This is a genomic window from Dictyobacter kobayashii, from assembly GCF_003967555.1.
In the GTDB taxonomy this organism is placed as follows: Bacteria; Chloroflexota; Ktedonobacteria; order Ktedonobacterales; family Ktedonobacteraceae; genus Dictyobacter; species Dictyobacter kobayashii.
The window spans coordinates 3,615,695-3,638,767 of the sequence record NZ_BIFS01000001.1; the positions used below are offsets into that span (position 1 = coordinate 3,615,695).

The 23,073-nt window shown below is 49.2% G+C and carries 27 protein-coding genes and 1 pseudogene; 6 read left to right on the forward strand and 22 right to left on the reverse strand.

Translation table 11 applies throughout. The features are described from left to right. Window positions 1-2: 2 nt before the first annotated feature. From EL645_RS15940 to EL645_RS15950, 3 genes are all read right to left on the reverse strand, one after another. Complete coding sequence (locus EL645_RS15940; protein ID WP_136625225.1) at window positions 3-872, reverse strand: rhomboid family intramembrane serine protease; 870 nt, start codon at window positions 870-872, stop codon at window positions 3-5. Window positions 873-1,081: 209 nt separating this feature from the next. Continuing rightward, window positions 1,082-1,729: a MarC family protein gene (locus EL645_RS15945; RefSeq protein WP_126551437.1), complete on the reverse strand. Its 648-nt coding sequence runs from the start codon at window positions 1,727-1,729 to the stop codon at window positions 1,082-1,084. A 186-nt stretch (window positions 1,730-1,915) separates the two neighbouring features. Next, window positions 1,916-2,290, reverse strand: coding sequence for a hypothetical protein (locus EL645_RS15950; protein WP_126551438.1), 375 nt, complete (start codon window positions 2,288-2,290; stop codon window positions 1,916-1,918). A 496-nt stretch (window positions 2,291-2,786) separates the two neighbouring features. Between EL645_RS15950 and EL645_RS15955 the strand changes: the two genes are divergently transcribed. The 3 genes from EL645_RS15955 to EL645_RS15965 all read left to right on the forward strand — a co-directional run bounded on the left by EL645_RS15955 (window position 2,787) and on the right by EL645_RS15965 (window position 5,233). Then, window positions 2,787-3,284, forward strand: a complete 498-nt coding sequence (locus EL645_RS15955) for a hypothetical protein (protein ID WP_126551439.1) — start codon at window positions 2,787-2,789, stop codon at window positions 3,282-3,284. After that, window positions 3,284-3,853, forward strand: a complete 570-nt coding sequence (locus EL645_RS15960) for a hypothetical protein (protein WP_126551440.1) — start codon at window positions 3,284-3,286, stop codon at window positions 3,851-3,853. Before EL645_RS15955 ends, EL645_RS15960 begins: the two co-directional genes overlap by 1 nt. Before the next feature lie 195 nt (window positions 3,854-4,048). Beyond that, window positions 4,049-5,233, forward strand: a complete 1,185-nt coding sequence (locus tag EL645_RS15965) for an MFS transporter (RefSeq protein ID WP_161977396.1) — start codon at window positions 4,049-4,051, stop codon at window positions 5,231-5,233. Between the two features lie 322 nt (window positions 5,234-5,555). Here EL645_RS15965 and tatC read toward each other — a convergent pair whose 3' ends face one another. From tatC to EL645_RS16050, 17 genes and pseudogenes are all read right to left on the reverse strand, one after another. Then, on the reverse strand, window positions 5,556-6,386 hold the full coding sequence (tatC, locus tag EL645_RS15970) for a twin-arginine translocase subunit TatC (protein WP_126551442.1): 831 nt from the start codon (window positions 6,384-6,386) through the stop codon (window positions 5,556-5,558). A gap of 33 nt (window positions 6,387-6,419) precedes the next feature. Further along, window positions 6,420-6,728 (reverse strand): twin-arginine translocase TatA/TatE family subunit, encoded by a 309-nt coding sequence (locus EL645_RS44210; RefSeq protein ID WP_126551443.1) that lies wholly within the window; start codon window positions 6,726-6,728, stop codon window positions 6,420-6,422. 138 nt (window positions 6,729-6,866) lie between these two features. After that, a complete protein-coding gene (locus tag EL645_RS15980) occupies window positions 6,867-7,154 on the reverse strand; it encodes a hypothetical protein (RefSeq protein WP_126551444.1) in 288 nt (95 codons plus the stop codon). After that, window positions 7,147-7,899 carry an RNA polymerase sigma factor gene (locus EL645_RS15985; RefSeq protein ID WP_246035548.1) on the reverse strand — a complete coding sequence of 251 codons (753 nt, stop codon included), beginning with the start codon at window positions 7,897-7,899 and terminating at the stop codon, window positions 7,147-7,149. Before EL645_RS15985 ends, EL645_RS15980 begins: the two co-directional genes overlap by 8 nt. Before the next feature lie 578 nt (window positions 7,900-8,477). Beyond that, a complete protein-coding gene (gene acpP, locus EL645_RS15990; RefSeq protein WP_126551446.1) occupies window positions 8,478-8,714 on the reverse strand; it encodes an acyl carrier protein in 237 nt (78 codons plus the stop codon). After that, window positions 8,714-9,157: a transcription antitermination factor NusB gene (gene nusB, locus EL645_RS15995; RefSeq protein WP_126551447.1), complete on the reverse strand. Its 444-nt coding sequence runs from the start codon at window positions 9,155-9,157 to the stop codon at window positions 8,714-8,716. The genes acpP and nusB overlap by 1 nt, the downstream gene beginning before the upstream one ends. A gap of 102 nt (window positions 9,158-9,259) precedes the next feature. Then, window positions 9,260-9,598, reverse strand: a complete 339-nt coding sequence (locus EL645_RS16000) for an Asp23/Gls24 family envelope stress response protein (RefSeq protein ID WP_126551448.1) — start codon at window positions 9,596-9,598, stop codon at window positions 9,260-9,262. An 18-nt stretch (window positions 9,599-9,616) separates the two neighbouring features. Beyond that, window positions 9,617-10,354: pseudogene (gene fabG / locus EL645_RS16005) on the reverse strand (3-oxoacyl-[acyl-carrier-protein] reductase); the annotation flags it as partial. A gap of 123 nt (window positions 10,355-10,477) precedes the next feature. After that, the gene (gene fabD, locus EL645_RS16010; protein WP_126551450.1) at window positions 10,478-11,506 is read right to left on the reverse strand and encodes an ACP S-malonyltransferase; all 1,029 of its coding nucleotides are present in this window, start codon (window positions 11,504-11,506) and stop codon (window positions 10,478-10,480) included. A gap of 273 nt (window positions 11,507-11,779) precedes the next feature. After that, window positions 11,780-11,968: a 50S ribosomal protein L32 gene (gene rpmF, locus EL645_RS16015; RefSeq protein ID WP_126551451.1), complete on the reverse strand. Its 189-nt coding sequence runs from the start codon at window positions 11,966-11,968 to the stop codon at window positions 11,780-11,782. A gap of 82 nt (window positions 11,969-12,050) precedes the next feature. After that, on the reverse strand, window positions 12,051-12,590 hold the full coding sequence (locus tag EL645_RS16020) for a YceD family protein (RefSeq protein ID WP_126551452.1): 540 nt from the start codon (window positions 12,588-12,590) through the stop codon (window positions 12,051-12,053). A 263-nt stretch (window positions 12,591-12,853) separates the two neighbouring features. Continuing rightward, on the reverse strand, window positions 12,854-13,495 hold the full coding sequence (locus tag EL645_RS16025) for an ATP synthase subunit B family protein (RefSeq protein ID WP_126551453.1): 642 nt from the start codon (window positions 13,493-13,495) through the stop codon (window positions 12,854-12,856). A gap of 192 nt (window positions 13,496-13,687) precedes the next feature. Further along, on the reverse strand, window positions 13,688-14,206 hold the full coding sequence (gene coaD / locus EL645_RS16030; protein WP_126551454.1) for a pantetheine-phosphate adenylyltransferase: 519 nt from the start codon (window positions 14,204-14,206) through the stop codon (window positions 13,688-13,690). Window positions 14,207-14,444: 238 nt separating this feature from the next. Continuing rightward, a complete protein-coding gene (locus EL645_RS16035; RefSeq protein WP_126551455.1) occupies window positions 14,445-14,822 on the reverse strand; it encodes a hypothetical protein in 378 nt (125 codons plus the stop codon). A gap of 124 nt (window positions 14,823-14,946) precedes the next feature. Further along, window positions 14,947-16,197 carry an MFS transporter gene (locus EL645_RS16040; RefSeq protein ID WP_126551456.1) on the reverse strand — a complete coding sequence of 417 codons (1,251 nt, stop codon included), beginning with the start codon at window positions 16,195-16,197 and terminating at the stop codon, window positions 14,947-14,949. A gap of 25 nt (window positions 16,198-16,222) precedes the next feature. Beyond that, on the reverse strand, window positions 16,223-16,840 hold the full coding sequence (locus EL645_RS16045) for a PadR family transcriptional regulator (RefSeq protein ID WP_161977398.1): 618 nt from the start codon (window positions 16,838-16,840) through the stop codon (window positions 16,223-16,225). 87 nt (window positions 16,841-16,927) lie between these two features. After that, on the reverse strand, window positions 16,928-17,125 hold the full coding sequence (locus EL645_RS16050; RefSeq protein ID WP_126551458.1) for a hypothetical protein: 198 nt from the start codon (window positions 17,123-17,125) through the stop codon (window positions 16,928-16,930). A gap of 235 nt (window positions 17,126-17,360) precedes the next feature. Between EL645_RS16050 and EL645_RS16055 the strand changes: the two genes are divergently transcribed. The 3 genes from EL645_RS16055 to EL645_RS16065 all read left to right on the forward strand — a co-directional run bounded on the left by EL645_RS16055 (window position 17,361) and on the right by EL645_RS16065 (window position 20,862). Beyond that, window positions 17,361-18,686: a serine/threonine protein kinase gene (locus tag EL645_RS16055; RefSeq protein WP_126551459.1), complete on the forward strand. Its 1,326-nt coding sequence runs from the start codon at window positions 17,361-17,363 to the stop codon at window positions 18,684-18,686. Between the two features lie 170 nt (window positions 18,687-18,856). Further along, complete coding sequence (locus EL645_RS16060) at window positions 18,857-19,141, forward strand: DUF427 domain-containing protein (protein ID WP_126551460.1); 285 nt, start codon at window positions 18,857-18,859, stop codon at window positions 19,139-19,141. A gap of 146 nt (window positions 19,142-19,287) precedes the next feature. After that, window positions 19,288-20,862, forward strand: coding sequence for an MDR family MFS transporter (locus tag EL645_RS16065; protein WP_126551461.1), 1,575 nt, complete (start codon window positions 19,288-19,290; stop codon window positions 20,860-20,862). 151 nt (window positions 20,863-21,013) lie between these two features. On the opposite strand, the gene EL645_RS16070 is transcribed toward EL645_RS16065, so the two are convergent. After that, entirely contained in the window at window positions 21,014-21,931 is a 918-nt protein-coding gene (locus tag EL645_RS16070) for a phosphatase PAP2 family protein (protein ID WP_161977399.1), read from the reverse strand. Continuing rightward, window positions 21,924-22,934 (reverse strand): diacylglycerol/lipid kinase family protein, encoded by a 1,011-nt coding sequence (locus tag EL645_RS16075; RefSeq protein WP_161977400.1) that lies wholly within the window; start codon window positions 22,932-22,934, stop codon window positions 21,924-21,926. Before EL645_RS16075 ends, EL645_RS16070 begins: the two co-directional genes overlap by 8 nt. Window positions 22,935-23,073: the final 139 nt, after the last annotated feature.

Here is a 23,073-nt window from a genome sequence, read left to right on the forward strand (position 1 = left end):
GATCAGTGTCCCAAATGTAAAGCTAAAATAGCAAGTAGTAGTGTACCTAAAATTGTCAAAAGTGCCAAGGGCCAACTGCGTGATAGGCGATGTGTATCGATCAGTATCTGGTTAGCCGTGGGTCGATAAAGAGGAGTAAACCACCAGCCCAGTATACAACCACTGATCAAACCGCCTATATGCGCATTGTTATCAACATTGGCGATCATAAAGCCAAAGGCCAGGTTGATGCCAACAATAAAGACCAGCCAGAGGAGCGCTAGTAATCCTCCGCGCGGGAAGGCACGTCTATGCACAAGGACAAAAATACTGTAAGCTCCGACCAGGCCGAAGATTGCACCCGATGCACCTACACTGATAACATCTGGCGCAAATACGAAGCTGGCGATAATACTGATAATACCTGTTATCAAATAAATCAGCAAGAAGCGTAGGTGACCAACCAGGCGTTCTAAGAATGTTCCCAGGATGACCAGGTTAAGCATATTCAGTCCTACATGCAATAGATTGACATGCAAGAAGATGGGGGTAAGAAAGCGCCAATATTGTCCCTGCAGGATCAAGTTATTTTCTTTTGCCCCATAACGAATCAGTATTGTAGTCAGGGCATCGTCGCTATTGGGCTGCGTGTTTATCGCGTTATTGAATATATGGGTTAGTATGGCAGAAAGACTATGGGCTCCCATGGTTTGAGCCACTTGAGAGGCTGTAAAACACCATACCAGGATTGAGCCAATAGTGATTATCCAGGTTCCCCAGCAGATACGCGCCAGTTGAGGTTGGGTACGGTACTGGGAAAGGGCCGCCCGATAACTCGATTTGGCGCGTACTGTGCGCGTCGCAACACCATCAAGCAGATGAGGATCGTTCACGCACACCTCGTTTTTAAGCACGCTGTTCTCATAAAACCTTGTACCTGTTTTCTTTCCAGTATAATTTGTATGCCATTGGTGGTATGTTGCTAGCTATGCAGCCATTCTTTGTATGTACTACGTACTACAGGAGAGAAGGTGGCAGGTATGGACTTTATGTCATTCCATTCGGTCGTATGAGCACAGCCTCCTGAAACAATTTCTGGACGTTATTTGATAAATCCACTTGAATGTATATATGTGGCAATGCCATTGAGAATGAATTGAATGGCCAGGGCTGCCAGCAGAATACCCAGGATACGAGATAACACCAGGATGCCGGTTTTTCCCACATGCTTGATGATCCAGGTACAGCTTCTCATGGCCAGCCAGGCCAGGAAAAGAGCACTGATAATCGCCGCTGCCACCGATAATAAACTCATTGGATGCGGTGCGGCCTGCCCGACGTAGAGAATGGTGGTGGCAATCGTGCCAGGACCAGCAATCATAGGGATGGCCAGCGGAAAGACGCTAATATCTTCACGCGTCATTGCCTCTTCTTCTTCCGCTTTCGTTTCGCGCGTCCCTGACTGGCGGCCAAAGAGCATATCTACGGCGACCAGGAATAATAGGGCGCCGCCCGCGATATTAAATGCGTAGAGTTCAATACCGAGCCGATCTAACAGGTAGCGGCCCACAACTGCAAAGAAAAGGATAATACCCGCACTGATCAAGGTGGCGCGCGCAACAATTACATTGCGTTGCGCGTTGCTAAAATGGGAGGTAAGCCCTACAACAACCGGAGCCAGCCCAACGGGGTCAATTACGGTAAAAAAAGTCACAAATGCGCTAATGGTAAAGGTTAAAGAGATATCCACAGATGAAGCCTCGATAAAGTAAAGAAAGTACATGTAAACAAGCCGTCGATATTATATCACACATGAGTTAAAGGGACGTCATCTGTTCCGTCCCCTTTACTGTGGAATTCTGCTATGTCGTTGCATAATATTCTCCAGACTCAGTACTATCACCACAATGTTACGTTACTGGCTGGTTCTGTTCAGTTATTGTTTTTGCATTGAGGATGCATATAAGCGGCGGCGGCGTGTCCAGGAACGATAACTGCGATAGGCAATCAGGTACCAGAGCAATTCAAAAACGATGGCTGAGATAGTGGCCTTAAGCAGCGGCACATCGTAGATGAGAATATCCTTAGGAATATCGATCAGAATTACATCGGTGGCAAACCAGATGCCCATCAGTGCGACTACAAAAGTACTGAAAATGCCAAATGGCACCCGGCGACCAAAGACCAGGCGCGCAAGTATCCCCACCACCAGTGCCAGGCCCCAGCAAAGCAGCTGGCCAACGCTCAAAGCAAAGTGGATACCATGCAGGGAAAAATTAAAAATGACGAGATCGGCGAATATCGGGCTCATTGAGCTCTCCTTTGACGCTTTTTTTAGTTGATTGCAGATACCAGAATGTCCCTACCCCATTACTCTGCTGTATCTGTTACGTAATAGCTGGTAGAATAGGTGAAGATATACATCGTCTATACCATCCAGGCTATTGTTGGGTCTATTCTGGAAGATACGCGTAAAATCCCAAATCAACAAGTCTCGATCAAAATTCTCAGCATTCTTTTATGTGCAACTGTATTTTCTCAGGTTTTATTCTTCTTATTGTGGCATATATTGTCGCCATAGTATCCTGCTTTTGCGTATTAAGATGGTAAAGGTATAAAGGTATATCGATCAATGCCTCGTCCGGTGCGTGGATAGCGTCTGATTCCTATGTTTGTTTTATATTTCTATCTTATTGTATCTGTTTGTGGATGGTACGATAAGTTAAGAATTTCTACAACTGCAAGCATTCATGCCCGTGCGCTATAATGGAACTGCATTAATTTACAATCGTATTGGGAGGCACGTTATGCAAAAAGCAAAACGGTTCGCAATCATTGCCGGTGTGGTTGTGGCTATTATTCTGGTTGGTGGTGTTACACTGGCGATAATCTTTGGCAAATTATTAGAACTGCTCTATGTGGTTTTGATCATTCTGGCACTCTTGCTCATTGCCGGCACTGTATATCAAATATATTCGGTGTTTAAGCTTGTGCGCGCCATCAATACCGTGCGCGACGAAATGAAGCCTTTAATTGGTTCGGTCAATGAAACAATCGGTATTGTGAAAGATACCGCTAAGACGGCTGGTAATACTGTAACAACTATTGGCACAGCGACCAAATTCACTTCTGAACTGGCCCTGGGACCCAGCGTGCGCGCGGTGGCTGCCGTTGTGGCGGCTCAGGAGATGGGACGTGTGTTCCTGGGTAAAGGTCATGCCCGTAGCCGTGCGGAAGAGCGTCGTAGACAGCAGATGGAGGCAATGGCGGCCGCGAATGCTGCTGTGGATAGAGGAGGCGAGTAATGGCGGCTATTATATTAGCAGTGAACCCTCTTCTGGCCACGATGGGTCAGGTTGCCGCGCTGGTTATCTGCCTTTTTGCCTTAATATTCATTGTGGTAACGGTGGTGTTTAATCTGGTGATGAGCTTTGCGATGTCGTGGTTAAACGAAAAAGCCGAGCTGATCAAGATATTGCGCCCTTATGTTGAGAGCGTTAATACCACTTCTAAGAGGGTTGAACAGGGGATCGCACCTGCGGAAGATGCTTCGCCAGCGGCGCGTATCGCTGCTCAATTGCCTCTACGTGTCAACGCTGCGGATAAAAAGGTTGAGCAGGTATCCGATCGCGTAACTAATGTGGTTATCGAATTCCGTGCCCGTACTATGCAGGCCAGGACAATTGCCAAGGCTTTTTTCCTGCCTGGCTTGATGCATAGGGAAAGCGCAGAAACACATGTGGATGCTGCGGGACAGGAGTTTGCCAGCCCGGGCTATCGAGCATTAATGAATGAGCATCCCGAGGTCATACCTGGGCAGGCGCCTCGGTATGAGGCACCTCCTCAGCAACAAGTTATGCGTCCACAAAGGTAACATGTCTCTCACCCAAAATTATATACATCAATTCGGGCGTTTCCAAAGAAACGCCCGTTTATATCTTGTCAGCAATGCATTGAGTGGAGTCACGCTGGGTATTCTCCAGGTGCTCTATAACCTCTATTTGATTGCGTTAGGCTACCATACTGACTTTATCGGATTAATATTATTCACAGGAACTATCGGGGAGGGGTGGCTATCTTTCCGGCTGGTCTCTGTATTGATCGTTTCAAAGGCAAAACGATCCTGATCTGGGCCAGCGCCCTGGTGGGGATCGCCGGAGCCGGCCAGATCTTATTGCGTACGCCATTCTTTCTGCTATTGAGCGCGTTTATCGCAGGTATCGGTGGCGCTTTTATCCTGGTTGTCAATGCTCCTTTCCTGGCCCGCAATAGCACGCCAGCTGAACGGTCGCATCTCTTCAGCCTCAATATTGTCCTGACCCTCATTATGACCGTCATCGGAGAAGCTCTTGGAGGTATCCTGCCGCTCTGGTTCCGCTCCAAAGGCTGGCTGATGGCTCCTCTTCCCGCGGAGATTCATTGGGCTCTGACCCAGCAGCCGCTGGCTCGTTCCTACCAGCTGGCGCTTCTGGTCGCTGGTATTATCGTTGTGCCCAGCTTTATACCGCTCTTTATGATGCGCGAAGAACAACCGCTGCGTCCTCAGCGCAACGAAAGATCTGTTCAGATGAGAGTGGCACTCAAAGCACGTCTTTCTATGATCTCTGAATGGAGAAAAATCCCTCCACAGACCCTGTTTAGCAATCCACTGCTCGTCATGATTGGCATCCAGATTTTGATTGGTACCGGCGCTGGTTTACTGCTCCCCTATTTCAATGTCTATTTTGTACAGCATCTAGGAGCCTCCTCAGCCTTATTTGGGGCCATTGACGCGGCGGCTAATACATTGAACGCACTACTGACATTGCTCGCTCCCTGGCTCGTCCTACGCATTGGTAAGGTGGCTGCCCTGGTGATCCCTCGCATTATCAGTCTGCCCATCATGCTTTTAATCGGGATCACCAGTTCGTTACCTCTGGCCGCCACCCTCTATCCTCTAAGGCAGGGCTTTATGGACATGTCTCAAGGTATCTTGCAGGTTTTTTCCATGGAAGTGGTACCAGCGCAGCGCCGTGGACTGGCTAATAGCAGCTATCAGGCCGCCTACCAGATTATGTGGGCGCTAGGAGCCTCCCTTGGTGGCCTTATGATTGCTCGTGTTGGTTATCTGCCCGTCTTTATCTGTACCACCATTCTCTACTCCCTTGCCCTCATCCTCCTCTGGACCAGATTCGGCCACGACCGCTGGCAAGAACCCACCTCATCAACACCTCCCCTGCCTGAACAGCTAGAAATATCCTCCTCTGGCTCGTAGAGCATATGGCCACTCCAAATTCCCACCGATGCCTTTTCATGCCTGCAGTACTTAAAAAAAATACGGTGTTGCTTAGAAAAGGATACAGCGATGCTCAAAAAGGCTAAAGTGGTACTTAAAAAGAGTATATTGACACTTAAAAAAGGCTAAAGTGGCACTTAAAAAAGTTTTATTAGAAGGTGTAAAAATGGTGACTGGCACCATTTTTACACCTTCTAATAAAACCGCTCGGGCGCGCATGCGCACGTCCGCAAAAGCCCAAAACAAAAATAGCGAGGCCATCCCTTTATATATGGGATGGCCTCACTATTTTTTAATCTGTTCAGGCGAGCTCGTCAGCAGGATCTTTTTTCACGACAAAGTGAATAAGCAGGATACTGAACTCAAACAGAATTGATAGGGCAACGCCAATGAAAACTGGACTATACAGATCTCCACCAGGTGTAACAACGGTAGCGGCAGCCCACATGGCCACATGTGAAACAGCGCGCTTACTCTTCAGAAAATGCTCGGTTACGATGCCGATCATGGCCAGAAAGGTCAGGACCAGCGGCAACTCAAAGACCGCGCCAAAGATCAGCAAGAATAACGACACAAACGAGAAGTAGCTATTCGCTGATATCAACTCGGTAAAGTTCTCCGCGCCAAAGTTGATCAAGAAACCTACTGGATATTGCAGGATAAAATATCCCAGCGTAACACCCATGAGGAACAGTATCAGTCCCAATAGAATAAATGGAACCGCATGTTTTTTCTCTTTGTCATAAAGTCCAGGTGCAATAAACGCCCAGAGCTCATAGAGAATGACCGGAAGCGCAAACACCAGGCCGAAAACTATCGAAAGTTTGATAGAAACTGTAAAAGCCTCTCCTAAGCCTGTCATCACCAGCTTCTGACCTTCTTTACCTCCCACAGTATTGGCCGTAAGTGGTAAAGGAGCGTCCAAGATGTGAATAAGTTGGGTGCGGAAGATGAATGCAATCACCACTCCGACAGCCACTGCGATCAAACATACAAAGATGCGCCGGCGAAGTTCTTCAAGATGATCTATCAGTGACATCGCAGAGGGGTCATTTTCGTCATCGTCCTCTGAGGAGTTGTCGAATCCCCCTGATTTTAACAGGCCCTGCTGATCTAGATCACTGGTAGCCATGAAATCCCCCTATACTAGTGTCAGCAGTTTTCATTAGTCAACGGTCGGTGTGGCTCTTACCTCGGGCTGTGCAGCTTCCTGTGCAGCCAGGGCAGCTTTTTTAGCGGCCAGTTCACGCTCAATGGCTTCGAGTTCCAGACGAGCAGACTCGGTAGCGGATTGCGTGGTGTGTACTTCTTCCTCTTCTTTAGGTTTCGTTATTTCGTTGACGCCATTTTTGAATTCTTTAATACTTTTACCGATGGCGGAACCCATTTCAGGCAACTTCTTTGGTCCGAAGACGAGAAGGGCAACAACGAGGACAACGATTAGCTCTAAGCCATGTCCACCTAAAAGTCCCATGATAAATTTCCTTTCCTGCTACGGTGCTTACCTCTGTGTAGCACCCGATTAAGTTGACTGTAACGAAGCCTGCCACGACGAAATAGTGATCAGGCACTATTTACATTGCTGTTTGTACTAAATAAAACAACATAAGTTTTAAGAATATGCCGGCCGTGGTCCTTCTTGACTGCTCAAGATACTTTGGACGCTGGCGACACCGGTACTTAAGAGACCAAGGCCAGCGGAACTCAGTGCGACCAGCTGGACGGCGCGCCGACGGCTGATACGCTGTTCACAGATGCGCCGGGCCGCGGTCTGTCGCTGCTGTATTTCCTGTGCTTCCTGGTGTACAGAAGCACATAAGCGCTGCTCTAGAGCCTCAGGCTCCGGCCCGTTGCTACCATAATGGCGTAACAGCAAGGTCTCGATCGAGTCGTTATACATAGCCACTCCATATCGATGGTGCCTGGCTCGCCAGGGATAGGCGCTGATGTGTATCTTTCTTTGACATGTTGCGCTGCTTGCGATCCTGACCATCAGATTGTTGGGCCGGTAAGCCAGTGGATAGCGGGGGCGCCGTATCGACTAACTCTTCGCCACTTTCCTGTGCATAGAGTTGTTGGAACTGCTTACGCGCACGGACCAGGCGTTGCCTTACGGCTGCTTCCTTGACGTCCAGCATATCTGCAATCTCAGCCGTTGAGAGCCCGCCGACGATTGAGAATAAGAGGCAGATGCGTAGTGGCTCAGGTAACCGGGCCATTGTACGCTGTACCATATCTTGTTCCGCTACAAATTCGGCTGGATCTTCATTGCCTGCGGTACCATAGCCTCCTGGTTGTACCGGGGCGGCCTGTTCTTGAACCATCTCATCGCTGGTATTTACGCGCTCTTTACCTTCTGCCTGGCGTTTGTCGTGCATGCTAGAGAAAGGGATAAAGCTAAAAAGTGCTCGCCTTCTTCTCTGCATCCGTACGCTGTTCAGGGCAATACGCAACAGCCAGGCCCTGGCATGGAAATTACCTCCACTGCTGGCCCGGGCGGCGTCGATCCCTTTTAGCGCCTGATGGAAGGTATCCTGTGTTAGATCCTGGCTCTCTTCCCAGTTATTGGTCAGGCCATAGATCGTATGGAATACCAGCTTATAGTATTCATGAATTAGCACTTCAACAGCTTGCGCTGCAGACATTGTATCCACACACAACTCTTTTCGCATTCGTAGGAGGGTTTTCTCGAATAGAAAAACCCGTCTACGTTAATGTAGATGCATGACAATTGGGATTTGTGACAATAAAATAATGACTTTTTTAAAATGTTTTATTTTTTGTTGGGGAAGCGTTTTGTTTCCTTTGCGGGCGTCCGCATACGCGGCCGCACATTTTAATGAGGCACAGGTGCAAAAAGGCGCGCTGAGCGCGCCTTTTTGCACCTGTGCCTCATTAAAATGTGTTTGAGCACTGAAGGCGCGTCGTGTCATTTGCCTGATTAAAATGTGTTTGAGCACCTTCGGGCGCGCTTCCCATGTTCTTCGCACGCTCTGTTCAGGTGCTTTAACACCTGTGGCGCTCAAAATTTCTGTATAGTGTGGTGTAGAAAATGCGCCCAGCGCATTTTCTACACCACACTATACAAAATATGCGGGCGCGTCAGCGCACGTCCGCACAAGGGCGGTACTCTTCCCATGATGGAAGTAAAACACATTCTAAAAAAAAGGGCGCTTGCGATATATATAAAATTATACCAGCAAGCGCCTAGCATTGCGAAATATTAGCGCAGATGCTCTTCGATGTAATCCTCGGCCTCCTGGACCGTCGTGATCTTCTCAGCATCCTCGTCAGAAATTTGCAGTTTGAATTCCTCTTCGAGGGACATGATGAGTTCGACCAGGTCGAGTGAATCCGCGTTGAGATCCTCAACGAAAGAAGCACTAGGAACGACCTCGCTCTCATCAACACCAAGCTGGTCGACGATGATTTTCTTCAGGCGATCATGGATTGTAGGCATTAATTCACCTCGCTTTCCGCTTTTGAGATGGGCTGTTGTTGGGCCCTATTAAATATTGTACCAAGAACTCCATTGACGAAACGACTAGATGTTTCACTGCCATATGTTTTGGCAAGTTCCACGGCTTCGTTAATGGCCGCCTTGGCTGGTACAGTATTATTAAACAGAATTTCGTAGATTGCAAGTCTGAGAATGTTTTTATCGATGCGAGCCATCTGCTGCAACGGCCACTCACGGGCCGCGCTTTGGATGTGCGCATCAATATCTGCAAGATGGTTATATGCGCCCAGAACGAGCTCGCTAGCGTATTCAACTACCTTGGGGTGCAGATTGCGCTCCTCGGCATGGCGCTGCAAGACCTCTTCCGGGGCATGGTTGGCGATATCGTATTCGTAGAGTGTTTGCAGTGCGATCATTCGCGCTTGCCTGCGTATCCCTGGCATAGTATCCTCGAATGTGACTAGCTGGTGTCTGTTTGGCTCTGTCTATGCTGTCAAGGCATAGGAAGGGTTAGCAGACGATGTTCTACTCATTAGACGCGCTATTTATGCAACATCCTGAATGTAGACATTGACGCCCTGAACTTGCATCCCGATCATATTTTCAATGGCGGTAGCAACTTCTTCCTGGACGGCTGTGCCCACTTCTACTATGTTACTACCTGATTCAACGATTAGATACAGGTCGGCAGTAACAGTATTATCTTTAACTATAAGATTAATGCCCTGGTTAGGAACATCTCGGCCCAATAAACGTGACCATTGGTCACTGGTATGGGCCATTCGGACGACACCGCGAATTTGCAAGGCGGTACTCAACACGATGGTTGTCAGCACCGGACGTGCTACGCGTACCACTCCAGTCGGCTGTGATTCCATAGCCATGTGCTTGATTCCTTCTGACTACAGTGATAAACCACCGTCTATACTAATCACCTGGCCGGTGATGTATTGAGCGGCTGGTGTACACAGAAATGCGACGGTGGTAGCAATATCTTCGGGTGTACCCAGGCGTCCCAATGCAATTTTGGTGGCCAGATTAGTGCGCACCTCATGCGAGAGTTCCGCGGTCATTTCTGTCTCGATAAATCCCGGTGCTATAACATTAACACGAATGTTACGCGAACCTAGCTCTTGAGCCAGGGTTTTGCTGAATGAGATCAGCCCACTCTTGGCCGCCGCGTAGTTCGCTTGTCCAGGATTACCGCTCAATGCGACAACAGAGGCGATATTGATAATTGAGCCTTTACGGGCACGTATCATTATGCGCGCTGCTGCTTTACTGCAAAGATAGGCGCTTTTTAAGTTTGTGTCAAGTACAATATCCCAATCGTCTTCGCTTAAGCGTAACAAAAGATTGTCGCGCGTAATTCCCGCGTTATTCACGAGAATCTGGATGGGTCCAAAACAGCTTGCGACAGTGGCAAAGAGTTTTTGTACCTCTTCCGCTTTACTGATATCGGCCGCAACGGCAATGGCTTGTCCGCCATGCGCTATGATGTCGTCAACGACAGCCTGCGCCCGTCCTTCGCTTCCCAGGTAGTTGACACAGACATTGGCACCCTGGCGGGCCAGTTCCAATGCAATGGCTTTACCAATACCCCGAGATGCTCCTGTAACGAGCGCTGTCTGTCCTGTAAGTGGTGGCTGCTGTGGGTAACCTCACGGCTCATGTCACTCTTCTTTTTTCCATCACAGGATCGTTTGCGTTATTTCCTCCCAGGAAGACAATGGTATATTCTGTATGGTCCCTTAAGTTAAGTTTTATGAAAGCAAACCAAGCTCTCGTACTTTGACAACGGCTTTTTCGATCTCGCCTACACTACCGATATTGATAATGGTCGCACCTTTAATGATGCGCTTAATCATACCAGCCAGCGCCTGTCCCGGACCAATCTCAAAGAAGGTTGTCACGCCCTGGGCCGCTAAATATTCGATTGTGCGGATCCATTGAACGGACTCAGCGATCTGTTGTGCCAGTTCGCTGCGGATATCTGAGGCGTTGGTCATTGGTAAGGCGCTGGTGTTGCTGATAATTGGATAAGAGGCGTTTTGAATCTGGGTGGCCACTACGGATTCAGCTAATCTGCTTGCGGCCGGTTGCATAACAGGTGAATGGAAGGCTCCGCTGACAGAGAGCATTATAGCGCGCTTGGCCCCTCGTTCTCTGGCCATTGCACAGGCGGTTTCTAAAGCCTGTCGCTCACCCGAGATGACTATTTGCCCTGGAGCATTGTAGTTTGCCAGTACTACCTTACCCATACCGGGATGCTGTTGGGCGCCCGGCTCTAATTGCTGCTGGCACTGTTGCGTGGCTTCCTGGCAGATCTGTTGTAAAGTCTCAACATCCATACCAATGATGGCTGCCATGCCCCCGGGACAGATTTCTTCCTCTTCATGCATCAAGCGACCCCGTTCGCGTACCAGGCGGGCAACGTTTTTTACGTCAAGCGCCCCTGCGGGTACGAGAGCTGTGCATTCGCCAACACTATGGCCGGCGGTATAGCCAGGGGTGAGTGGTGTGGTCCAGGATGAATTCTGAGGGGAGAGGGCTTCTTGGAAGGCTGCCAGATATGCCAGACTTACAGCGACAATAGCTGGTTGGGCATTAATAGTTGAACGTAGGGTATCTTCCGGTCCCTGAAAGCAAAGATTACTGAGCGAGAAGCCTAATGTTTCATCGAAGGTATCGAAAACGTGTTTTGCGGCTGCTGAAGCTGCAAAGACATCCGCTCCCATTCCAACGTTTTGACTTCCCTGCCCTGGAAATAAAAAGGCAACTTGTGTCGTCATTTTGTCCACTTCGTCTACAGAAAGAATACGCAGCGCTACCAATTAACCAGGTAATGATAGGTAGATTAAAGAATCCCTATTAATACCGTCGCAGCGCACGTTAACCGAAAGGGATGCCCTGGCGGGTCTAAAATGTCTGATCATGATTGGTCGCTACCATCCCAACGTCTTTTACCATACATCTTATGATGGGACTCAAGCGAGGATAAGGACCGACCATGATATCACCACGCGGTTAGACGTGCGTTTATGGTAGCTGCTGCTACTTCTTACTTACTTCTGGGTCTTGGGCAGGAATACCTGGCGACCACGATATGTGCCACAGTTGGGGCAGGCGTGATGCGAAAGGCGTGGACGCTTGCACTGTGGGCAGGCAACTAACTGTGGTAAATCCAGATGATGATGTGCTCGTCGCTCTCCCTGACGAGCGTGCGATATACGTTGTTTAGGTAACGCTCCCATTACTGTCTTCTCCTCTTCCACCAGTATTGTGTCCTGAGTGAGTGATCGTGCTCAGGTCTACCTACTCGTGTATGCTAGTGTGTTATGATTGTTTTTCGTTTTGCAATAATTGTTTGAGCACATTCAGACGGGTATCAACCTCAGGTTCGTCGCAGTCACAGGGACCAAGGTTGAGATCATGACCGCACTGTGCACATAGTCCTGCGCAATCTTCCTTGCACAAAGGAACCATCGGGATAGCCAGCAATACGGCTTGACGGATTGCTTCGGTGAGATCAACCTGATGGTGTTCATCGATGGGGAAGACATCGTCCTCATCGATTGGAGGGAGTGGTGTACCCGTCACCACATCCACCGTTGGGTAAAAGCGCTCTTCAAATTTTACGTGCATCGGCTGCTCAAAATGTTTTAAGCAGCGAGCACATTCGAGTTCAAGGGTGAGATCGACCCAGCCGTCAACCAGTAGTCCCTGGTTGACACGACGCATGCGTGCATGTCCATCGATGGGTCCAATAACCTTAAAATCTTTGTCGAGCTGAACCTGCTCTTCGTGAATATCTCCTTCAGATGCGGCCCCCGAGCCGAATGGAGACTTCATCAGTTGCGCCACATTAAAGATCATGGAATTGTATCCTTCCCATTAAGATCTAAAAAAGTATAGAACTCTTGCCAGTAAATACGTTTTGGCGCAAGGCGAATTGTCCCCTACTCTTCTCTGGCGCCTGATCATTATAGACAAGGCATGAGAGGGTGTCAAGTCCCGTTTGCGATTCTTTGTTGCTGGCACGAGCCACCGGAAACGCCGCTACTGTGGCGCTTCTGGCCCCGAAAAAATGAGAGAGGAGCCTCTCTTGCTTACCTTACGATTATACTATTGTGCTTACATTACACTGGATAATTGGGGCCGCCCATGGTGTCAGCGGCCAGTGAGGCGCGCCGTGGTAGAGAGCGCGGTTGGAGCGCATCGTCGTCATCATCGGGCTCTATTGGGTCAGGTGGTGGCGCATTTTCTGCATCTTCCTCATTCTCGGGGCGTCCTTCCAGGCTATCCAGGCCTCTTTCAATACTCATAACTGTACGTTCGATTTCCATTTCAACGTTGAGGAGATGTTCCCGCAGATTGCGTAGCGTCTCAGAGGCATAGGTGTCGGCTTCGACCTGCATTTGTTCGGTATGGGTCTCTGCACGCCGGACAATAGATTGTGCTTGATCATTTGCCCTTCGGAGGATCTCCTGAGAGCGCTCTTCGGCGACGCGCAAGAGACCCTCACGTGTCATGGCGCGCTCGGTTTCTTCCCTGGCCCGGGCCAGCATATTGGATGCATCGGCCTGGGCCTGTGCTAAGATGCGCTCTTTTTCCTGCATAATCCGTCGCGCTTGTTTGATTTCGCCGGGCACCGATGTGCGCATTTGTTCAATGATTGTTAAAAGATCGGCCTCTTTAAGAATAATCTGGTTGACTAATGGCATCCGTTTGCTATTGGCGACAAGGTTCTCCAAGCGATCTACAAGATAGAGAATGTCCATATAGTAAGCCTTGCCTCCTTCCCATGCCGTCGTGTCCCCCCGGACGTGGCGAGATACCTCTTTTTTGGAAGAGTATGTGCTATAAGTACATGTATTCTACGATCAGATAGCCGTGTCTGTTGCAGAGTTGCATGTCCAATACTCGAGCTCGCCCGTCATATGTACCGCTGCTACTGGCTGCTCAAGACCAGCTTATACCGGATTGGTCTGGCCCAGCTTATGTTGCAGTGCCTGTGCCACGGAGCCTGGTAGCATATCAGTGACGTCACCGCCAAGTCTGGCTACCTCCTTTAATAAGGAGGAACTTACAAAGAGTTGTTCCAGGTTGGTCAGTAAACACACGGTCTCGATTTCGGGAGCTAACTTGCGATTCATCAGCCCCTGCCGGAATTCCGCATCAAAATCATTGGGCGAGCGTAAACCTTTGATGATGGCTTGCCCACCTACTGTACGTGCATACTCGCTTGTCAGACCTGTATATTTTTCAACACGCACGTTGTTCAGACCCTCTTTGGTCAGAACTTCTTGCCAGAGTACCACCCGCTCATCTACCGTGAAAAGTAGATTTTTGTCCGGGAAAGCGTAGACCGCAACAATTAATTCATCAAATAGTCGTGCGGCTCGGCGCGCGATATCAAGATGTCCATTAGTTACGGGATCAAAACTGCCTGGATAAATAGCGAGGCGGTGACGCGATTCCTGCTGACTCACATAAGCTCCTTTGCTAACGTCTGTGTTCAAATATCAATGAAGGCTTTGCAAATAGATTACAGACATTAAAACATATTCGACGCTGTTCGGCAATAGTCGAATCCTGCGTGTACGGGCGCTGGCGCGCCCGAGCTTTTTTATTCCAGGGTCCAGCACCACATTTTGCACCCTGGAATAAAAAAGCAGGCCCTGTATGACCACTTGAAGTGACCATACAGGGCTTTTAGAAAAGCTGGCGTTAAGCCAGTTTGTTGGCGCGTTTGTAGCGTGCTGCGATCGCCTCACCGATGCCGATGGCACCCAGGCCGAGGAGCAGGTGAATGATCTGGATAACGATATGGGCTGAACCCAGTTGGAGCCAGTTAAGCTGTCCCAGTCCTACGATTGGCAAAAGCAGACCCAGCACAAAAGCTCCAATAGCCAGTCCCAGGTTGCGACCTTTAGGGGCGGTACCAATACCAAAGGCTAGCAGCCAGAGCGAGATCATGGCCAGCAGTCCCAGCAGCATATGGACCATTACAATGCCGCCAGGCACAAGATCTGCCCACAATAAGATGCCTAAAATAAGTGCTAATAAGACACAGATACGTAGTGCCATAATACCGATGCGTACCATAACAATAAAACTCCTTAAAAATACGCTTAAAAATGAGCGCTTCAGTTGCCTGGAGAACTTCTCCAGGTAGATATGAGGAGCTAGTGGCTACCAGAGCGGTAGCTCCTCAGCCAGAAAATATGCATTACCTGGAGGCCGTTGTCTCCAGGGCTGCCACTTCATGGTCTTCTTGTGGTTGATGAATCCTGGTAAGTATTGGGATGACCAATAGCGCCGCTAGCAGGACGATAATTCCTCCTAGCAACAATGGAATACCAGGACTACTAAGGGTATCAACGCTGCCCGCGATCATAGGCCCAATGACACGGCCCAGACCAGCTACACCTTGAGCCAACCCGAGCAGCTCGCCCTGGGTTTCAGCGGGACTGGCGAATGAGAGCAAGGTTGAAAGCGTAGGGCTGATTGCTCCGTCGCCGATACTTAATAGTCCAACACTAATCAATACTAACGCAAGTTGGTTACTGAATGCCAGTGTTACCAGGCCGATTGCTAATAGAAACAGGCCGGCCAGCATCACTTTTTGTTCGTTCCAACGTTTGACCAGCCGCCCAACCATTCCTCCCTGCATCAAGACAACAATAAAGCCAACATAGGTAAACACGTAGGCGTTCTGTGTAGAGTTCCAGCCAAATTTTTGTTGTGAGAAGAGCGGGAAGATTGTCTCCATTGAAGTAAAGGCAATCGTAAAGAGTAGATTGACTACTACCAGTCGCAGTACTACAGGTATTTGTAAGGCACGTTGCCAGCCCGCCCATAGTACATTGAAGCGATTCATTGAACCCGCCTGCTGCTCTGGTGGCGCTGGTTGGGCACTTTTTTTCGAGCGTGTTTCTGGCAAAAAGCAGAAAACCAGGATCGCATTGATCAGGGCGATGATTGCGGCTGTCCAGAATGGGATTGTGGCACCCAGGGGAGATAAGATACCACCCAGGGCAGGCCCAATCACAAAACCTACCCCGATCGAGGCACCGATAAGCCCCATGCCTTTGGCTCGATCTTTGGCCGGGGTGACATCAGAGACTACAGCCTGCGCTGAGCCAATATTGGAAGCTCCCAGACCACCAATGAAGCGGGCGCAGAGTAGCAATAATAACGATCCTGATAGGGCCGTCAGGATCAGCGAGAGGGTTTCGATGAGCAGTGAGATCACAATGACCGGGCGGCGACCGTAGCGATCTGAGAGGCTGCCCAGAACCGGCGTGAATATAAATTGCGCCAATGCATAAGCCGTAACGATGGCACCCACTCCCAGAGGATTCGCACCCAGATGTTCGGCCCAGAAGGGTAGCAAGGGAATAATAAGTCCAAAACCGGTGAAATCGATCAGGATGGTTAATGCCATTAATATTAACGGAGACCGCCGTTTCTGCTCCATGATCCTTAAGCTCCTGTTGTTCTATCTAATCTATACTGTTCGTTGCCAGGGCAGAGTGTGTCGCCGGTGCAGTGGGTGGAAACTGCAATGCTCCCGTACGAATCTGCTCAATGGTGTGCTTTAGCCAGCGCATCTCGGCTTCAAGCAACGTCAGTTTGTGATCATTCACAAGTTGGTGGGCGGCATCTGATGTATGATTAGAAGCCATCATTTGTACAACAGTGCTATGGTAGGCCTCAACCAGTAAGAAGCGTTCATGGAGAAGCTTACAGGCCTCTTCGGCCGTCAGGTGATGCAAGAAATATAGACAGGCATCTACTTCGCTTAAGCCTGGTGTAAATTTGCTGATCATATCCCGTAACAGAGTCGAAAAGTAATCTTTACCTTGTTCTGTGATATAATACACATCTCGCTCGCGCAGGGCTACATCCTCGTGTGCCGCCCCGGGACCGGGTGCCTCTACCGTCTCGCGCCGAATCTCAAGATAGCCATCCGCTACCAACCGTTCAAGTTGATAATAAATAGTTGGCTTCTTAATATGGTTAGCGAATAAATCATGATGTGCTTCAATGAATTCCCGAATCTGCTGTCCATACATCGGTTTTTCAAGCAGCACACCGAGCAACATAACCTGTTTATACATAAGTAACCGCCGTTTAGTCAGATCTGACTTAATTATAACGACCATCTCATCCTCAAGTCAAGAGCAAAAGAATGTGAACAGAGCTTTTTACTGTTCGTCCAGAGATCGCAGGGAGTGTATCTTCTTTCCTGTGTGGAGTGTGTGGTCGGCGGCCGCGGCCGCCGACCACACACTCCACACTCCCTCGCTGGCGCCGCAGGCGCCAAAGAGGAACATGAAAAAGCCCTGGAATGTGACAGGGCTATTTAAAAGTAGCGCCAGCAGGGTCAAGGGGCGGCAGCCCATTGCGGGGTGTCCCCGCTCACATTTCCCCCCTCGCCGGCGCCGCAGACGCCAAAGAGGAACATGAAAAGCCCTGGAATGTGAACTATACCATAGCAAATTTAGCAAATTTGCTATATCATAAAAGTACCATAGAAGAAACTATCTCTTTTTAAGGCACAACCATCTATTTTTTGGTCCTAGAACTTATACGCACCTTTTTCACGTTGCAAATAGAGATATTATTGAGGAGTTGTTCATGGGGAAGGACACGAATCTGTTCTGCGCAGAATGCGGTGGAGACAATCCACTCCATGCGAAATTTTGTCGTTTTTGCGGCTATCGCCTCAATAATCAGACCGATAATTCTATTCCCCGTGCGCCAACGACCTCAGCCCATCAAGCGGTGGTCCAGCCTTTAAGTACCTCTACTCCACAGCCCTTAAAGGTTGATAGCCTGTTAAAGCAGCGTTACCGCATTGTAAAAGAGATTGGATCTGGTGGTTATGGCAAGGTCTATCGAGCCATTGATACCGAATTCATGGATCGCCAGGTGGCGATCAAAGAAATGATCCAGCATGGCTTGAGTACCAGGGAGTTGGTGGAGGCTGCTGAAGGTTTTAAGCGCGAGGCCGTTTTGCTGGCTCGCCTGACCCATCCTAACCTCCCAAGCATCTATGATTATTTTTCTGAGCATGGCAACTGGTATCTGGTGATGAGCTATATTGAAGGTGAGACGCTAGAGAGCTATGCGCGCTATCGTGGCGGCTCTCTGCCAATAGATAAAGTGATCCAGATTGGCATTCAGCTAGCAACGGTACTTAGCTTCTTGCATACGCGCCGACCATCCATTATCTTTCGTGATCTCAAACCTGCCAATGTGATGCGCACCCCTGAAGGGCAGATCTATTTAATCGATTTTGGGATTGCGCGCCATTTTAAGCATGGTCAGACCAAGGATACCATGGTGTTAGGATCACCCGGCTATGCCGCTCCTGAGCAATATGGACGCGCTCAGACCACTCCGCAGACGGATGTCTACAGTCTGGGTGTTGTGCTCTATCAGCTGATTACAGGCATCGATCCTTCAATTTCACCATTTGGACCAAAGCCTATGGATCTGCCTAAACATCCGCAACTCAAAATATTGATTCAATGTATGTTGGAGATGGACCCGAAGCGTCGTCCAGCCAGTATGGGGAATATTCAGCGCGAGTTGCAGCGTATTGTTGTCGGTAAAGTGATCAATGGTTCTCAGCCAGGCCAGCGACAGCCTCCTGCCCACCGTGCTTTCCAGGCTCAAATGCCTTCGTCATATCCATCTCCATCTATAAAGCGTCTATCTCAATCCCCTCAAACGCCTTTGCGGGCCAGTGTGGCCGAATTTGATCCTGCCAGTCTGCTATGCGCCACCCCCTCTTTCGAACCCCAACTGGTTTCAACCCCTCCTGTTCCTGTCGCCAGGGTGGGAACATGGTGGCGCATGCTCGATTTTATGTGCTCGGTCGCGGGCTTCCCAAGAGGGAAATTCTATTTACCTGCTACATATAAGAAACCTTTCTATCAGCCTGATCCCTCAGATTGACCCATTTCAGCTAAAGATTTCGTCTCCTCAAAAGAATTATGCTTTATTTGTTCACCATTATACTTCGCCATAGCGTGGAGGAAGTATAATGGTATGGTGTTTAAAAGCATAGTATTTTGTTGTATTTGTAACCCTGTTGGCTAGTATAGAGCGAATGAAGGAGTGTTCCGATGCCAAAAGCAACCTGGAAAGGCGTGACGCTGGCGGAAAGCGATAAATGCGTTGTGGTTGAGGGTAATCAATACTTTCCACCCGATTCTGTTCAAAAGGCTTACTTTAAAGAGAGTAGCACCCATACTACCTGTCCCTGGAAAGGATTGGCCAGCTATTACAGCATCGAAGTTGATGGCGAGACCAATAAAGATGCTGCCTGGTTTTATCCTGAGCCAAAGGACGCGGCGCGGCAGATTAAAGATCATGTCGCTTTCTGGCGCGGTGTGACTGTAGAGGCCTGAGGCTTTTACTAAACTAGACTGGCGCCCACAACCTGGTCTGCCTGATGCACTGATTAATATATAGTAGGGAATAAATCTTTCACTGATTGTGTTAAGGTAAGCGTGTTTTATTGGATGGGAAAGGTAGTATAGTCAGGAATGTACTTATGACCAGGAATGCCAAAATTATTGTGACGATTGCCTTGATGCTAGGCATGGCCCTTGCCGCGTTGGATACAACCATTGTTGGAACCGCTATGCCCAGCATCGTGGGTAAACTTGGAGGCATTACACTCTACTCGTGGGTGTTCTCTGCCTACCTCCTTACTTCGACCACGACTGTGCCAATCTATGGTAAGTTGGCTGACCTCTATGGCCGTAAGCCACTTTTTTTATTTGGCTCAGCGTTATTTTTGATTGGGTCGATCGCCTCCGGCTTCTCTCAAACTATGGTGCAGCTGATCATTTTCCGTGCCATTCAAGGTCTGGGCGCGGGTGCGGTGCAACCAATTGTCTTGACCATTATTGGAGATATCTTCGTCTTAAAAGAGCGTGCCAGGGTACAGGGATTGTTTAGTGGGGTATGGGGATTATCCAGCATCGTAGGTCCTGCTCTGGGTGGTTTAATTGTGGATCATTTCTCCTGGCGCTGGGTCTTCTTTATTAATGTGCCCTTTGGGCTATTGTCCGCCATCTTGCTGATGATCTCATTGAAAGAGCAGGTCGAGCGTAAAAAACATCAACTGGACTACATCGGCACATTGACATTGAGTATCAGTATTGTGGCCTTGCTCTTTGCCTTCTTACAGGGAGGGACCAGCTGGTCCTGGCTTTCATGGCAGAGCATTGCTTTATTCGCCACTTCGATTCTGCTACTCGGCTGGTTCTTATATGAAGAGCGGCGCGCGCCGGAACCTATTCTGCCACTGGATCTGTTCAAGAATCGCATTATTGTCATTTCTAGTATTGGTGGTGTGGTGCTGGGCACGATTATGTTTGGTATCACCTCGTATGTGCCACTCTTTATGCAGGGAGTTAAGGGGGGTAGCGCCACCGATGCAGGTATTATCCTTGGACCGTTATTGTTAGCATGGCCGATTGCCGCAACGGTTAGCGGTAAGCTTGTGCTGAGCTATGGCTATCGTATTACGGCGGTGGCTGGAACCGCACTCACCTTAATCGGGGTTGGCCTGGTATTATTGTTTACGCCTCAGGTAGCCTTGCCACTGATCATCCTGGCCATGGTCCTGATCGGCGCAGGCCTGGGTTTCTCTAGCTCCGCTTATATCCTGTCTGTACAGAATGCCGTACCCTGGAACTTGCGTGGTGTGGCGACCGCTTCGACCCAGTTCTTCCGTACGATAGGTGGAACGATAGGCGTGGCCGTCATGGGCTCGATCTTGAATGCCCAGATGGCCCAGCGCTTCACTCCCATCTTCAGTCACTACACTGAGGTGCTACAACATCTTCCTAAAGGTGTCTCGCCAGCCAATGTCTTATTGACGCCCGATGTACGGGCCTCTTTACCACTTGTCTTGCTCAATCAACTGCAGTTAGCGCTGGCTCAAAGTTTATTCTGGGTCTATCTGCTCTTGTTCGTGCTGGCAGTGATCGGATTGGTGGCTATGTTCTGGCTGCCGGGTGGTCGCGCTGATCAGTACGCATATGATGCTGAAACGTCCGCAGACGTTGAAGCAGAAAAACCGTCATCTTCGGAAGTTGTTCTTCCACACCTTGGCTAAACAAAAGCTCAAAAAGTCATCTTCCGTGGTGCAAAAAAGGTGCGCACAGCGCACTTTTTTTGCACCACGGAAGAAAAAAAGATGCGGGCGCGCCTGCGCACGCCCACAAGGGAAAGACACGATCCCCATGACCATGAGGATTAAACACATTCTAAGCGAAATCAGCCTCTTCTCGCTCTTCTTTGTCTTTGCTATCTCCAGGTTGCTGGAGTGGTTTACCAACTTCAGGCGCTTTACCTTTAAATGGATGTAACCAGGCTTTGACGCGCAGGTAGAGTGCCATGATGCCACTGAACCACAGACCACCATAGATGTAACCGGCGGCCACATCACTGGGCCAGTGTGCACCCAGGTAGATACGTGATGGTCCGATGCAGGCGATTAACACGGTACAGATACCGATTAACAGGTTGCGAATACGGCCTGAGCGCCAGTTAGTAGCCAGCAGATAGATAAGCAGCCCATAGAAATTCGTATAGTACATGACGTGTCCACTGGGGAAGCTGGGCTCGTTGATGACTTTTACCACTGTAACCAGTTCCTGAGTTGGACGAGGGCGCTTGATCACTCGTTTTACGATTGCGTTGAGCAGGGTCGCAGATGAAGTGAGCAGGATAAATAGCGCTTCAAGCCGGAAACGCAGGGCCCAGAAAATGCCAGCAACTCCCAGTGTTTGTGGTAGGGCGTACTGGACAAAACCGATCTCAGATATACCAAAGAAGAAGCGGCGTAGCCAGGGAGAGCGATACTTTTGCAGGCGTGCCGTAATTGATCTATCACCAGGGAAAAATTGAGTACGCTGCGCAATCAAAGACAGTATGACGGCACCAGATAAGATCCAGAGATAAAAGGCCATAAGCATTGTGCCACGGGAGACAGCGCGGCGGCCCGAGACTGATGCCTGGGCCGCTGCATTCTGTGCCTCACTTATCACTGGAGGCATCTGCACCTCTGGTAGTTTGACTGGTGGTAGTTGCGGTGGCTGTGGCTGTACTTTTATATTTGTAGCATCGGTAGTGGGCTGGTTCGGTTGTGTATCTCTGGTTGACTTACGACGAGGGTTAAACATATACAGAACCTTTCTCTTCATTGTGACCGCTCTTGACAGCCCGTTGATATATTTTTCTCTTCTTGCTCTCTGGCTGTGTAATATTTGGACCATCCGCCACTTTTTCTGGCACACGTACTTGCAGTACACCAGCTTGAATAGCTATCTTCGCGGGGGTGTGACCCTTTTGCTCGCCGTCGGCGTGAATCTCGACTGGTTGATCGGACTCAATATAAATGATTTTTGCTTTACGCCGGCTCACTTTTTGTTCCAGGTCGCGTCTACCCTGACTGATTGAGATGGCATGTCGAATGTAGTCTAACTTGCTAAAGCGTCGATAGATCAATACATCGAGTAACCCATCATCCATTAGTGCATTGGGCGCGAATTGCAGGCGAGCCCCATAGTAAGGTGAATTGCAGACACTGATTTGAATCGCATGGACCCGGCGGCGTTTACCGTTATCAAATGTAACCGTAAAGCGTGTCGGTGAAAATGTAAAAAGTGTCTTCAGGCCTCCCGCAATGCCTTTCAAAGTTGAGAGTATACCTTTACTCTTGAGCTCTTCCGCGGCCGGGAAAAGGGCGGCCTCCAGCCCTACACCTGAGACCTCTAAAAAGATATGGTCATTAATTTTTCCTACATCAATTCGGCTGCTGGAGCCGCGTGCGATAATCTCGCACGCCTTCTCGATATCTTCTGGAATATGTAAACTGCGAGCAATATTATTCATTGTACCCATGGGAAGAATGCCCAGGGCACTATTTGTATGGATCAGTCCATTGGCAACAGCATGTAGGGTACCATCGCCGCCAGCCGCTATCACTATATCTGCACCTTCTTCAGCAGCTTTGCGGGCCAGACCTGTGCCTGGATCGTCTACTGTAGTATACACTACGGTTGGCTCTATATTATAGGTGCGTAAGGCCGCCAGAATCTGTTCTTCGTTGCTATCCAGGCTACTATGATTTGTTGCCAGGGCCGACTCGCCTGAAGTCGGATTGAGAATAAGTACAGTACGCATAAAATGGTACCTCATTAATCATAACCGAAGTTATTGATGTATAACTTCATTTTTCAAACTTGCAGTTATTCAATGAGACCGTATTGGCATACATGCACATTCGTCTGTAAATGAACGTCCAGACGCGGTCCCTTATACA